The sequence below is a fragment of the Citrobacter sp. Ce104 genome (genome assembly GCF_030334595.1).
In the GTDB taxonomy this organism is placed as follows: Bacteria; Pseudomonadota; Gammaproteobacteria; order Enterobacterales; family Enterobacteriaceae; genus Citrobacter; species Citrobacter europaeus.
In genome coordinates this window covers 26,954-39,466 of the sequence record NZ_JAOWDP010000065.1, presented here as the reverse complement: position 1 = coordinate 39,466, position 12,513 = coordinate 26,954, and the positions used below count along the sequence as shown (strand labels likewise).

The 12,513-nt window shown below is 54.2% G+C and carries 14 protein-coding genes and 1 riboswitch; all 14 genes read right to left on the bottom strand.

Annotated features, from left to right (window positions below; all coding sequences use genetic code 11):
* Nucleotide 1 precedes the first annotated feature (1 nt).
* Nucleotides 2–739, bottom strand: a complete 738-nt coding sequence (cbiM, locus tag OGW16_RS14980) for a cobalt ECF transporter S component CbiM (RefSeq protein WP_043016809.1) — start codon at nt 737–739, stop codon at nt 2–4.
* Nucleotides 736–1,449 carry a cobalt-factor II C(20)-methyltransferase gene (locus tag OGW16_RS14975; RefSeq protein ID WP_087052581.1) on the bottom strand — a complete coding sequence of 238 codons (714 nt, stop codon included), beginning with the start codon at nt 1,447–1,449 and terminating at the stop codon, nt 736–738. Before OGW16_RS14975 ends, cbiM begins: the two co-directional genes overlap by 4 nt.
* The gene (cbiK, locus tag OGW16_RS14970) at nt 1,446–2,240 is read right to left on the bottom strand and encodes a sirohydrochlorin cobaltochelatase (protein ID WP_043016811.1); all 795 of its coding nucleotides are present in this window, start codon (nt 2,238–2,240) and stop codon (nt 1,446–1,448) included. The genes OGW16_RS14975 and cbiK overlap by 4 nt, the downstream gene beginning before the upstream one ends.
* A gap of 10 nt (nt 2,241–2,250) precedes the next feature.
* Complete coding sequence (locus OGW16_RS14965) at nt 2,251–3,036, bottom strand: cobalt-precorrin-6A reductase (protein WP_043016812.1); 786 nt, start codon at nt 3,034–3,036, stop codon at nt 2,251–2,253.
* Nucleotides 3,033–3,758, bottom strand: a complete 726-nt coding sequence (locus OGW16_RS14960; RefSeq protein WP_003030278.1) for a precorrin-3B C(17)-methyltransferase — start codon at nt 3,756–3,758, stop codon at nt 3,033–3,035. Before OGW16_RS14960 ends, OGW16_RS14965 begins: the two co-directional genes overlap by 4 nt.
* Nucleotides 3,758–4,813 carry a cobalt-precorrin 5A hydrolase gene (gene cbiG / locus OGW16_RS14955; RefSeq protein ID WP_193145023.1) on the bottom strand — a complete coding sequence of 352 codons (1,056 nt, stop codon included), beginning with the start codon at nt 4,811–4,813 and terminating at the stop codon, nt 3,758–3,760. Before cbiG ends, OGW16_RS14960 begins: the two co-directional genes overlap by 1 nt.
* Entirely contained in the window at nt 4,794–5,567 is a 774-nt protein-coding gene (locus OGW16_RS14950) for a cobalt-precorrin-4 methyltransferase (protein WP_003030275.1), read from the bottom strand. Before OGW16_RS14950 ends, cbiG begins: the two co-directional genes overlap by 20 nt.
* Nucleotides 5,560–6,129 (bottom strand): decarboxylating cobalt-precorrin-6B (C(15))-methyltransferase, encoded by a 570-nt coding sequence (locus tag OGW16_RS14945; protein WP_043016815.1) that lies wholly within the window; start codon nt 6,127–6,129, stop codon nt 5,560–5,562. Before OGW16_RS14945 ends, OGW16_RS14950 begins: the two co-directional genes overlap by 8 nt.
* Nucleotides 6,119–6,724 carry a cobalt-precorrin-7 (C(5))-methyltransferase gene (locus OGW16_RS14940; RefSeq protein ID WP_047410261.1) on the bottom strand — a complete coding sequence of 202 codons (606 nt, stop codon included), beginning with the start codon at nt 6,722–6,724 and terminating at the stop codon, nt 6,119–6,121. Before OGW16_RS14940 ends, OGW16_RS14945 begins: the two co-directional genes overlap by 11 nt.
* Entirely contained in the window at nt 6,718–7,854 is a 1,137-nt protein-coding gene (gene cbiD / locus OGW16_RS14935; protein ID WP_043016817.1) for a cobalt-precorrin-5B (C(1))-methyltransferase CbiD, read from the bottom strand. The genes OGW16_RS14940 and cbiD overlap by 7 nt, the downstream gene beginning before the upstream one ends.
* The gene (locus tag OGW16_RS14930; RefSeq protein WP_043016818.1) at nt 7,851–8,483 is read right to left on the bottom strand and encodes a cobalt-precorrin-8 methylmutase; all 633 of its coding nucleotides are present in this window, start codon (nt 8,481–8,483) and stop codon (nt 7,851–7,853) included. The genes cbiD and OGW16_RS14930 overlap by 4 nt, the downstream gene beginning before the upstream one ends.
* A gap of 10 nt (nt 8,484–8,493) precedes the next feature.
* Nucleotides 8,494–9,453 (bottom strand): adenosylcobinamide-phosphate synthase CbiB, encoded by a 960-nt coding sequence (cbiB, locus tag OGW16_RS14925; protein WP_087051377.1) that lies wholly within the window; start codon nt 9,451–9,453, stop codon nt 8,494–8,496.
* Nucleotides 9,450–10,829, bottom strand: coding sequence for a cobyrinic acid a,c-diamide synthase CobB (locus OGW16_RS14920; protein ID WP_043016820.1), 1,380 nt, complete (start codon nt 10,827–10,829; stop codon nt 9,450–9,452). Before OGW16_RS14920 ends, cbiB begins: the two co-directional genes overlap by 4 nt.
* Nucleotides 10,830–10,917: 88 nt before the next feature.
* Nucleotides 10,918–11,092, bottom strand: a riboswitch (cobalamin riboswitch).
* A 332-nt stretch (nt 11,093–11,424) separates the two neighbouring features.
* Complete coding sequence (gene pocR / locus OGW16_RS14915) at nt 11,425–12,336, bottom strand: transcriptional regulator PocR (RefSeq protein ID WP_043016821.1); 912 nt, start codon at nt 12,334–12,336, stop codon at nt 11,425–11,427.
* Between the last annotated feature and the right edge of the window lie 177 nt (nt 12,337–12,513).

The window sequence follows — 12,513 nt, the reverse complement described above, 5'->3', positions numbered from 1 at the left end:
GTTAATGTCCTTGAGCGGTAATCAACTGCCGTTTGGTTAACTGGTCATAAATCATTACGGTGAGCAGACCTTCCGCAATCGCAATAGGGATCTGCGTCAGGCAGAAAATTCCCATGAACTTGATGATTGAGCCGGTAGCGCCAGCGGACGGATCCGGGAACGCAACGCCCAGTTGCACCGAGGTCACGAAATAAGTGACGAGATCCGCCAGCATCGCGCACAGGAAGACGCAGACATCACGACGCAGCCCCGCACGGCAGGCCATTTTCCACACCATGTAGCCCACAACCGGGCCGATCACCGCCATCGACATACCGTTAGCGCCGAGCGTCGTCAAACCACCGTGCGCCAGCAGCAGTGCCTGGAACAGCAGAACAATTGCCCCAAGGATTGCCACCACGCCCGGTCCAAACAGGATAACCGCCAGACCTACGCCGGTAGGGTGTGAACAACTTCCGGTAACGGAAGGAATTTTCAGCGCCGACAGCACAAAAATAAACGCGCCGCACAAAGCCAGTAACACTTTTTGGTGACTATCTTCCTGTACGATTTGGCGCAGACGCACCAGCCCGTACCACAGACAGGGCAAAAATAGCAGCCACCAGGCCAGCGCCCACATCGGCGGCAAGAAACCTTCCATTATGTGCATGGCGAACGCTTGTTCAGGAACAATCATCAGTAATAGCGCCGCAGCCAACCCGCTGAAAGACAGCTGTTTTAGCTGTTGTTCAAGCTTCATTGTGCATACTCCCACTGTTTATTGACCAGAATGGTCGAGAAATAAGGCAGCGGCTGATCGTCGCTCACCTCATCGAGATGACGCCAGCACTGCTCACCCGGCAGCGTGGCTTCAGACATCATCAATGCGCAATCTAACAATCCCTCTTGTCGCAGCAGTGCTTTGATGCGCGCAAAACGACCGTATACTTTCATCAGCACCAGACTGTCATGTTGCTTTAATGCCTGCTGGATTTCCGCTTCCGGCGCGGTACAGGAGACCACTGCCAGAGACTGTTGCTCCATGGCGAGCGGCGTTTTGGAACGCGCGGCAATCGCAGCGAAAGAGGTCACGCCCGGGACAATTTCTAACCAATCAGGACAGCCTATACGCTGGAGTAAAAAGACCCAGGTGCTGAACAGCATGGCGTCGCCGAGAGTGATAAAGCCCACCTGCTTACCGGCTTCAACTTCCTGTACTAACGCGGCAGCAACGTCATCCCATACGGCCTCTTTTTCAGCGCTGTCGGCACTCATAGGAAAATGGCAGCAGCGAACTTCGGTCTGCTCGCCGATATACTCCCGCACGATCGACAACGCCAGGCTGTCGCCACCTTTCCGCCCGGCAGGCGCATAGAGAATGTCCAGCGTGCCCAGCGTGCGTGCGGCCCGCACGGTAATAAGATCGGAAGCACCTGGCCCGGTGCTTAATGCGTACAGTTTTCCGCTCATGCCGCTTCCTCCAGCGCAACATTAAGCGCCTGTTGTAAATGCGCCACAAACATCGCACGCACCGCTGGATTCTCACCCAAGCCACTGAGCCACGGCGTTGCCGGTATCCCAGCCGCGTTAAACAATGTTTTCCACGAGTCGTCTTCGTCGGAGGCCATGTCATTGATGGCATGATCGCCAGCAACTAGCATCAGCGGCATCAGATGTACCGCCGTCACTCCTTCCTGGGACAAACTTTCAATCAGCACATCGACTTCCGGATAGCTTTCCACCGCCCCAACCCGCGCCGGATAACGCTGCGCCGTCATCATGTGATCGAGGCAGGCATAGGCGGCAAAGGCATGATGACTGGCGCCGTGTCCCATAAAGACCACTTTTTCATTTTCGCCAAGCGCCGGCATTTGCTGTTGCAGCGCCAGCATCAGTTGGGCGTAATCTTCATGACTGCTCAGCAGCGGTACACCCAGCGTCAGGCGAGAAAAAAGCGGGCGCATACTTTGCACTTCGCGGACAATTTTTTCGTATTCGTCGCCGTTGATAATATGCAACGACTGAATAGCCACATCCTGATATCCCTGCTCCGCCAGTTTTTGCAGCGCCTGCAGCGGCGTGTCGATTTCAATGCCGTCACGCTGCTTGAGCTTGCGGATTATCATCCCGGAGGTAAACGCCCGGAACAGGTCGCGGTCAGGGCAACTGGCTGCGAGATCGCGCTCACAGGCCACAATATTTTTCTCACAGGTGTCGTGGTAGCTGGTGCCAAAGCTGACCACCAGAAGCGCCTTTTTCATCTCTAACTCCTTAAGCAGCGGCCAGCCAGCGCGTTAAACGCGCCCCAAAGGCGGCCTGACTTTCCAGTAACTCATCTCCCGTCACCAACGGTGCCGGACGTGTAATCACGATGCAGGGGATACCGGCATCCAGACAGGGTTGAACTTTTTCCTGATAGCCACCTTCCGCGCCTGATGCTTTGGTGATCACCACATCAGCCTGACACTGGCGATAAAACGCGGCGTTGAACTCGGCGCTAAACGGCCCGCACAATGCGAATATTTCACCGACACCAAACCCAAGATCCGCGCATTGCTGAATGACCTCAGGTACAGGCAGCACGCGTGCCAGCAGCGTTTTTTCAGGCAACCCTTCGCGCCAGATAGCCAGATCTTTACTGCCGGTCGTCAGCAGCACGCGATCGCCGAAGCGTCGAGCCACCTCGCATGCTTGCTGAATACTCTGTACGGTATACAACTGCGGGTGGGTTAAACCGCTCAACTGCTCAGGACGCTGATAGCGGCTCAGCAATACGCCCGCGGCTTCGCAAGCGCTCATGATGTTGCGGCTCACCACCTCGGCATACGGATGCGAGGCGTCAATCACCCAGCGCGTCTGATTTTCCTGCAACCAGGCAATCATTTGTTCACGTTCCAGACGTCCGCAGCGCACCTGGCCTTTGATATCTCCCGCCAGCTGTTTCCCCGTTGGGGTTGCAACCGACAGGGTGTAAGCCACGTTTGCCGCATCCAGTTGCTGGCACAGCATGCGCGCATCGCTGGTACCGCCCATGACCAGCACATCACCATAATTCACAGCACATAACCTCTTGGCGTGATCATCAGGCCGTCCTGAACATAGGTGGTTTTGTTGCCAACGATCACAAGACTGGTCATATCAACCGGCTCAAAGTCCATTTCGCCAAGAGTGGTCAGCCATTTTTCCTGCTTTTTACGTCCAGCTGACTTCACAATACCGACCGGCGTTTGCGCGCTTTTGCTGGCAGACAGCAGTTCAAATGCACGCGCCAGATGACCTTCGCGTCCCCGACTGCGCGGGTTGTAGAAACAGATAACAAAGTCTGCTTCGCCGGCGGCAACGATACGTTTTTCGATGACCGGCCACGGCGTTAACAGATCGCTTAAGCTGATGTGGCAGAAGTCGTGCATCAGCGGCGCGCCAAGCAAAGAGGCGGCGGCAATACTGGCGGTCATGCCAGGGATTAACCTGACCTCAACGTCCAGCTTTTGCTTGCTGACCAGTTCGAGCACCAGCCCAGCCATACCGTAAATCCCCGCGTCTCCGCTGCTGATCAGCGCCACATTGTGACCCGCCTGCGCCAGTTCGATAGCCGCCTGGCAGCGTTCAATCTCTTTGCACATCCCGGTTTTGATCACCTGCTTGTCGCCAGTGAACGCTTTTACCAGATGGGTGTAGGTTTTATAGCCAACGATGATTTCCGCTGCCTGCAATGCTTCAACGGCTTCCATGGTCATCATTGCCTGCGAGCCAGGGCCAATTCCAATTACGCTTAACATCAGTGTGAAACTCCCAAAGTGATAGTGACGCCCTGTTCTCGCAGGGTCTCGCCTAACAGTTTTCCGTGGCTCAACAGCCAGGCTGCAGGACCAGAAACGCTTCCTGTACCCACCGTTTTGCGCACAAACGATGAGGCCGGAAAACGGTGCTCATGCTCACGCAGGGCGTCAGCAGTAAAGGTTTCGAAAGGAACGCGACAGCACGAAGCCAGTTGGATAAGTCCCTGTTCATCTTTTTTCAGCGTGATACTGCCAATCGCTTTTAGCGCCAGCGGGTCGAGCTGCTGGGCTTCGAGTTGCCTGGCAAGCAGCGCGGCCAGAAGTGGGAACGGCGTGTCACGACGACAACCAATTCCGGCCACCACACGCTGCGGCACCAGCTTCCAGTGCGGAACAGGCAGATCGGGTAAATTGGTGCGTAAGGTGATACACACCAGCGCATCCAGTTCAGGTAGCTGGTTGAGATCGGTGACCGTGATAAAACCGCGCCGGTCGCAATGGCTGACATCCTGCGCCAGTTCGTCATCCCACCACAGTCCAACTCGCTTATTGCTGACCAGCATCTGATTAACGATCTTGACCGCCGAACGGAAATCACTCATCCGGGCATTCAGTTGAAATGCCAGCGTATCCAGTGCCGCCATATCGTTCACATCCGTCGCCGTAGTGATAACCGGGTCTGCGCCCAACATGCCCGCCAGATAACGCGCCAGCGCATTCGCGCCCCCTGCGTGACCGGAGAGCAGGCTGATGACATGCTGGGCACGTTCATCAATGACCACCACAGCCGGATCGCAAAATTTGTCGTTGACCAGTGGGGCCAACACGCGGACCGCAATGCCGGTCGCCCCGATAAAAATCAGCGCCGAGTAATTCGCAAACGCTTCGCGGGCGGTATTCGCAAAGCCGTTTTCGAAAGGAACAAACCCCTCTTCCAGCAGCTTTTCACTGGTAAAACAGGTGACCGGCAGCATGGCCGCCAGACGTTTCGCCAGCACAACGCCGCCGGGGGTCAGGCAAAAAAGCGCAATAGATTCAGGCTTTACGGTATTCATGGCTAAAGTCCGCCGCATAGAGTTTGGAGTAGTGATACTCCGAGCCCAGGAAATTACCGACCAGAATAAGGGCCGTTTTACGGATGCCCGCATCGCGAACCTTGTCGCCAATATCCGCCAGGGTACCGCGCACGGTCTGGCTTTCTGGCCAGGTGGCCTTGTAGATCACCGCCACTGGCGTGGTCGCCGGATAACCGCCTTCAATCAAACGCTCCGCTACCCGATGAATACGCTGGACGGACAGATAAATCGCCATAGATGTCTGGTGACTGGCAAAAGACTCCAACTGTTCACGTTCCGGTACCGGCGTGCGTCCTTCAAGGCGAGTAATGATCAGGCTCTGCGAAACCTCAGGCACTGTATACTCAACGCCCAGCTCCGCCGCCGCGCCAAGGAATGCGCTAACGCCAGGCACCACCTGCCAGTCGATCCCGCGTTTGGTCAACTCCTCGCCCTGCTCGCGCACGGAACCGTACAGCGAAACATCGCCGGTTTGCAGGCGGACAACGGTCTTACCCGCTTTCACTCCGGCTTCCATCAGGTCGAGGATCTGTTCCAGATGCAGTTCAGCGCTGTCGTGACATTCAGCGCCAGCAGGGCAATATTCCAGTAGTTCCGTGTTAATCAGCGATCCGGCGTAGATAACAACCTGCGCCTGCTGTAGCAACCGGTAACCTTTGAGGGTAATCAGCTCGCGATCGCCAGGACCTGCGCCAACAAACCACACGCTACGGGGATCAAAAATCTCAGACATGGTTTCCTTCCTTCTGACAGGCGATAACAAATACGGGGTTATTCGGTTTGAAATAGTGACCACTGCCAAGCGTGGCAAGCGAGGAAACCTGTAACTGCAGGCAATCCACTCCCTGTACGCCAAGATGGTCCAGATGCGCCAGCGCGGTGTTGAGGTTTTCCTGGAGGATGAACGTCATCACCAGCCGCCCGGCGGGATGTAATTGACGCATTGACCAGTCAATCAGTTCGGTCAAATGGCCGCCGCTGCCGCCCATAAAAATGGCATCGGCTTTTTCCGCGATGGTCATTGGCGCAACGCCAGGAAAAATGTCGATGTTTGCACAGGCAAAATGCTGGCGGTTTTCATCCAGCAATCTGAGCGCAGCCGGGTTACGCTCGATTGCCGTCACGCGCAATCCAGGATATTGCAAAGCGGCTTCTATCGACACGCTGCCAGTTCCGGCACCAATATCAATCAGGTGACTGGCGCGGTGTAATTCAAGTTTTGAGAGGGCAAGTGCGCGTACCGCTTCTTTGGTCATCGGCACTTTCTCTCCACGTAGAAACAGCTCATCTTTCATCGAGGATCACCACTGCATTCATGTCATAGTCGGCGTTAACTTCACTCACAGGCAGGAAATGGATCCGTTCGTTTTCCATCGCCAGGTTTTCGCCAATCACCATCCAGCGATGTCCCTTGCCTCGTGCGATAAGCTGTTGTGCAATTTCCCGTGGGCCACACAGCGTATCTGTCACCATCGCCACCTTGTTATGTCGCGCCAGTTCATCAAAACAGACGCTACGACCATGGCTGCTGGTCAGCCACATATCGTTCATATCAATGCCGGACTGAGCGCACAGGTACTGCACCGCGCTAATGCCGGGAATAATGCGTACATTTTCAATACCGAAATGGCCCACCATGCGCGTCCCGATGCCGTAAAACAGCGGATCGCCAGACGCCAGCACCACAATGTGTTGTTCCTGGTGCGCGCTGATCCAATTCAGGAGTTCCGGGATATTGGCGCCAAGAGCAAACTGTTCACCGGTAAAATCCGGGAATTGCTGCAAATGCCGCTTTCCACCGACCAGAACATCAGCCTCTGCGACCGCTTCACGCGCCGCAGGCGTCATTAAATGCAAACCGGCGGGCCCCATCCCTACAACGGTTAACATTGCATTTCCTCAGCAATTTCTGCGACCGGGCGATTACTGCCAAGCACCTGATTATCAAAAGAAAACATGATAGCGTCGCAGGTCGGGGGATTTTTGGTAAAGCGCAGCGTTTGCAGGACGCGCATACAGATGCGCTTAGCCAGATGGTTATAAATGTGCTGAAAACCGTATGCTTCGATGTGTTCCATCGCCGCCTCGGTGGTATCGCAGTCGCTGACCAGCGTCAGCAGTTCCAGCGGCGCGCCAAGTAATGCGAGGTGGGCCACCAGCGTTTCCATGCGGGCATCGGCAATATGGCTGTGGGTATGGAAGATCCCCGCCGCAATTTTGACGAGCTTGCCTGGATGTCCCACCAGTACGATTTGCCGGAATCCAAGACGTACGGCTTCTTCAATCATGTAGCCAACAAAGTTGCTCATGGTGACCACCACCTGAGTGTCGATCCCCATCTGTTCGCGCACAAAACGCTCGCCGTGGTTTCCAGGCACCAGTACGACACGCTCCAGCCCCGCCGCTCGCTTAATTTCCAGCTCCAGCGACAGTGAACGTTTCCAGCTCTCTTCCGACATCGGCGTGACGATCCCCGTAGTGCCGATAATCGAAATGCCGCCCAGAATACCAAGGCGGGAGTTGTAGGTTTTTTGCGCCCGCTCTTCACCTTCCGGCGCGAAGATTTCAATCTGCGCTCCACGATTCGGCCCAATCGCCTCACGTACCGCAGACTCAATGGTCTGGCGAGGTGTGCGGTTAATCGCCGAACTCCCCACCGGCAGGCCGATCCCTTTGCGGGTTACCGTGCCAACGCCTTCCCCGCCCTGAAGGGTTATCTCTTTACTATCATTTAACGTCACGCGGGCAAAAATCAGCATGCCGTGGGTGGCGTCCACATCATCGCCACCGTCTTTGCGGATGGCCGCTATCGCCTGCTGTCCTTCGATATGCGGCGACTCCACGTTCAGGCACAGCGTCACACCGGAAGGCGTGACAATGGAAACCTGATGGATCAGGTGTTGGCGCAGTACCATCAGCGCTGCCACTTTTGCAGCCGCCGTCGCGCACGATCCCGTGGTATATCCCTTACGCAACGCTTTACCGTTGTGCCAAACCGGCGTATCGAAGGCCTCGCTCATCGCGCCCCCTGCATGTGATAAAGCATGGCGTTGACGATAGCGGCAGCGACATTACTTCCCCCTTTGCGACCTAGCGCTGCAATGGCGGGCAAATTGCTTTGGGTCAGGGCATCTTTCGACTCTTCTGCACCAACGAACCCGACCGGTACACCAACCACACCGCTGACGGCTACATCATGCTCTAGCAGGCGGAACAGCGCTGTCGGCGCGTTGCCAAAGACAAACAGCTTTTCCCCTTCTTCCTTCACCGCAATGTCGACGGCCGCCATGGACCGGGTAATACCCTGCTCTTTTGCCGTACGTACGACGCGCGGGTCGCTGATGTAGCAGCGGCATTCACCGCCGAATTTTGCCAACAGCGTTTTATTGATCCCAGAAAGCGCCATCGTGGTGTCGGTATAAATCACGCTCGAACGGTTAAGCGCCGCGCAAAACTGCTCCAGCACATCACTGGAAAACCACAGAATGTCCAGCCAGTCGAAATCCGCCGTCGTGTGAATGACCCGCTTGATAATGGCTTCATGTAACGGACTGGCAAACTGATAGTCCGGGCGGGTTTCACGGATGATCTCGCCAATAATGTCGAAACTTTTGGCCTCAATCGCCTGGGGTTGCTGGATATATTGCATTGTGTTGTCCTCAGGCTACACCGACCAGCAGGCATCGCAGCGCAATAAACAGCGCCAGTGCCAGCGTCGATGCCACCCACATCAATCGAATCGTATGGGAAATGTCGTCTACCGAAATGTCACGTTGTGCATCACCGATCCACGGTTTCTCAACGCGCTCGCCAAAGTAGTCATTTGGACCACCCAGCCGAATTCCTAATGCGCCGGCAACGGATGCTTCCGACCACGCACAGTTTGGGCTGCTGTGGTTGTAGCGATCGCGCCAGCCAATCTGCAACGCACGCGCGCCATCCTGGCGGCATAAAAATGCCGCTGCGCCCAGCAGCAGCCAGCTCAGCCTCGCAGGGATATAATTTGCGACATCGTCCAGGCGGGCGCTGACCATACCGATAGCGCGGTATTTCTCATGTTTGTAGCCCACCATGGAGTCAAGGGTGTTTACCGCTTTGTAGGCCATCGCCAGAGGCGCACCGCCGAGAAAGAGGAAAAACAGCGGCGCGATGATGCCGTCGACAGTGTTTTCAGCCACGGTTTCTACTACGCCGCGATTGATCTGCTGAGGTTGTAATTGCGAGGTATCGCGTCCCACAATCCATGACAATTTTTCACGACTTGCGGCAAGATTACCGGCACGTAGCGGACGTTCGACATCCTGCGCCGCGTTTGCCAGACAGCGCCCGGCCAGCACGGTAAAGATCATCCAAACCTCCACCACCCAACCAAGCCAGGGATGAATAGATTGCGCCAGCGCCAGCACTCCCCAGGACACTATCCAGGTCAGACCGACCACCACAATCCACATCACCGCGCCGCCGATACGTAGCGCGCGGTCGCTATGGCAGTAACGCCGAACAACTCGCTGCACCGCAGAAACCAGATTGCCAATCCAGCGCACCGGATGTGGCCAGTTCTGCGGATCGCCGATGATATAATCAAGCAGCCAGGCAACACACCACGCGAGGATCGTCATAGCGCACTCCTCGCGGCTGCCAGCCAATGGTTGAGCATCTGCGGACGTTGAGCAAAATGAACGTGTAGATAGCTGGCGAAGGTGTTTCCGACCTGCCAGCCGCCAGACCAGGCTTGCAGCGTTTTGCCATCGCGCACTTTGCGACAGTTCATCACCGCTGGCGTTTCAGGGGTAAAATCGGAGTAGTGGAATTCATGTCCGCGCAGCACTTCGCCTTCTGCGGCTAACAATGTTTGCTGTGTGGCCTGCGCTTCACAGTAGCCAAATCGGGTCAGACGTTTCCCCATTTTGCTGTGACCGGGAATGATATCCGCCATCAGCCAGGTATCGCCGTGGCTATCCTCCAGCGAACTGCCGAGATACATCAATCCCCCGCACTCGGCATAAATCGCGACACCCCGCTGATGCGCTGCCCGCAGTTGGCTAAGCATCGAAACATTGCGAGCCAGCGTCGCAGCATGTAACTCAGGATATCCGCCACCTAACCAGACCATCTGACAATCGGGTAAGCTGGTGTCGTGCAACGGGCTAAAACGAACAATCTTAAGCCCTGCGCGCGCAAGGAGCGTGATGTTATCCGGGTAGTAGAAGTTGAACGCTTCGTCATCGGCGATGGCAAGCGTTAGCCCTGCTCCGGCGTCTGCGGCAGGCAGCGCTGGCCATTCACCAGTGGGAAGGTTGGTTAACTGGCTTAATTTCAGCAGCGCATCGATATCAAGAGTTTGCTCCAGCGTCGCGGCAAACTCCTGCCACGGCTGCTGGTTAATAACCGACTCGCGTGCGGTAACCAAACCCAGATGCCGTTCAGGAAGCGCAACGCCTTCCATTCGGGGAACATAACCCAATACGGGGACATCGCAGTAACGCTCAATCGCCACTTTCAGGAGCTGGTAATGCGATTCGCTGTTGACCCGGTTAACAATGACGCCGGCGATGTTCAAGGTTGGATCAAAATGTTGAAATCCCATTACCGTCGCGGCGATCGAGGTGGAAACGGCTTTGCCATCAACCAGTAAGATAACCGGGCAGCCTAACTGTTTGGCCATCGCGGCGGTGCTGCAGTAATTTGGGTCGGTGCCATAACCGTCATACAGCCCCATAACACCTTCAATCACCGCGATTTCCGCATGTTGCATTTGCTCGCAGAATAGAGCGTTCAACGTGGGGACGGGAAGCATGAAGCTATCAAGATTGCGCGAAGCAGTACCGCATACCGCTGTATGCCAGCCGGTATCAAGGTAATCAGGACCCACTTTGCAAGGCTGGACGCGTAAACCGCGTTTTTTCAACAAGCTCAACAAGCCCAGCGTCACCGTGGTTTTACCACAGCCGCTTCCGGTACCTGCAAGAACAAATGCGTGAAAATTGGCCGCCATACCCTGATCCTGTTCAGGGTGGTAGGGGTGTAGAGATACCCAGTCTCTCGACTGTATGCATCTGAACCACCCACTTCCCACCGAAGTTGTTGGTAGTCACTGACAGGCAGGTCTTCTGGCTTAGCGTCATCCTCACCCGTCCTTCCCAATCTTGCGATCAGTGGTCCATACGGGGTCGTCAGCATCACAGCAGCGGGGGCTGCGGGGGATTCTCACCCCCTTCCCTACCACAAATGTGGCAAACCTGTCAGTTCAAGAGCCTGGTTAATTAAGCTCTCTGTTATGAGGTAAATTCACAACCTCATGACAATAATTCAATTTAATATCTTTCCGGGTTCATTCAGCCAATTATCTGGCCTAAACCCACTTATTCATATGTTCAAACTTTGAATGAAAGCGTCAGTAAAGAATAAAGAAAGTCATTCACACAGACACTGTATCTCATCACAAAAATAAAAACTGGTGCAGTTTATCCCTCTGATACCATTAATTTGTTGCGCTATGACAATTTATTGACTGGTGTCGTTACTTTTCATTTTATAATGACTGACATAGCGCCCTATATCAAAAATCGGCAATAGCAAAATATTGCTATTTAGGCGGATTCACTACGTGAAATGACATTAATTTGCTGGCGAAATGCCTGCGGCGTAACCTGATACGTTTGACGGAAAACTTTGCAAAAATAACTGGTTTGCGAGAAGCCCAAATTACGCGCAATGCTGGCAATACTCCAGTCACTGTGACAAAGCAACTCTTTGGCACTGGCCATTCTCTGCTGGTTTACCCATGCGTTAAAACCGATACCCTGATATTTTTTGAACAATTTACTGAAATAGTAAGGACTCAGGAAAACATGAGAGGCAACATCCTCCAGACGCAATTCGTCTGATAAATGCGCATCAATATAGCGCAGAGCTTTTTTCATTTTACTGTCGTGAGGGTTGGTACTGCGGTTCGCACGAACCGGCTCTGACTGCTGCGGATTATCCTTGATAACAACAAAATTAAGTTGTTTCTTAAGACAATTTTCTACAATGAGTTTGAGAAGATCCGCAGAAGCGATGACTCGCGAATAGTCCATCTCCGGTACATTACGAAATTCACTGACCAGCTCGGGATCCGCTTGCCAGCGATCATCTACATTCAGAATATCAACCAGACCGACATCATTACTTAAGCGGACTTGTCCACAAAGCACAAACCCTACCAGGTGTCCCGCAATGACCAGCGGAATTGAGAAATCGGTAAGCCCGGCGTGACAGCGATAGATGCAGGGTTGATCGGATTTCGAAGCTTCCAGTCCCCCACAGCGATCGCTCATACGACAGCGGGTACTGTGCTGCGGATGCTGGCGCATCAGCTGGCAAAATGGGGTGAAATTAAAAAGCTCAGAAATTTCATCACCGTGAATATTGACAACCACAACGGCCAGACTGGTGGCCTGCGCAAAATCCTGTGCGATTTTATTAATGAGTTCTGAGTTCAGGGCACTCGCAGAAATCATGATAAAACCTCTCAGTTAATTTATTGTTATAAACAAAACATATTATTCACATTCATTTTCATCCTGCCATCCTGAGCAATGATGAAAGTCATCATTGAACATAACAAAAGTCTCCCATTGTTGGGAGACTTTTTCAGCGGTTCAGGAAACCGGATCACGAAAACAGTTTTTACCTTT

Bases quoted from the DNA above. Each gene is read 5' to 3' on its own strand.
- cbiM (WP_043016809.1), bottom strand. From the start codon at position 739: ATGAAGCTTGAACAACAGCTAAAACAGCTGTCTTTCAGCGGGTTGGCT.
- OGW16_RS14975 (WP_087052581.1), bottom strand. From the start codon at position 1,449: ATGAGCGGAAAACTGTACGCATTAAGCACCGGGCCAGGTGCTTCCGAT.
- cbiK (WP_043016811.1), bottom strand. From the start codon at position 2,240: ATGAAAAAGGCGCTTCTGGTGGTCAGCTTTGGCACCAGCTACCACGAC.
- OGW16_RS14960 (WP_003030278.1), bottom strand. From the start codon at position 3,758: ATGTTAAGCGTAATTGGAATTGGCCCTGGCTCGCAGGCAATGATGACC.
- cbiG (WP_193145023.1), bottom strand. From the start codon at position 4,813: ATGAATACCGTAAAGCCTGAATCTATTGCGCTTTTTTGCCTGACCCCC.
- OGW16_RS14950 (WP_003030275.1), bottom strand. From the start codon at position 5,567: ATGTCTGAGATTTTTGATCCCCGTAGCGTGTGGTTTGTTGGCGCAGGT.
- OGW16_RS14945 (WP_043016815.1), bottom strand. From the start codon at position 6,129: ATGAAAGATGAGCTGTTTCTACGTGGAGAGAAAGTGCCGATGACCAAA.
- OGW16_RS14940 (WP_047410261.1), bottom strand. From the start codon at position 6,724: ATGTTAACCGTTGTAGGGATGGGGCCCGCCGGTTTGCATTTAATGACG.
- cbiD (WP_043016817.1), bottom strand. From the start codon at position 7,854: ATGAGCGAGGCCTTCGATACGCCGGTTTGGCACAACGGTAAAGCGTTG.
- OGW16_RS14930 (WP_043016818.1), bottom strand. From the start codon at position 8,483: ATGCAATATATCCAGCAACCCCAGGCGATTGAGGCCAAAAGTTTCGAC.
- cbiB (WP_087051377.1), bottom strand. From the start codon at position 9,453: ATGACGATCCTCGCGTGGTGTGTTGCCTGGCTGCTTGATTATATCATC.
- OGW16_RS14920 (WP_043016820.1), bottom strand. From the start codon at position 10,829: ATGGCGGCCAATTTTCACGCATTTGTTCTTGCAGGTACCGGAAGCGGC.
- pocR (WP_043016821.1), bottom strand. From the start codon at position 12,336: ATGATTTCTGCGAGTGCCCTGAACTCAGAACTCATTAATAAAATCGCA.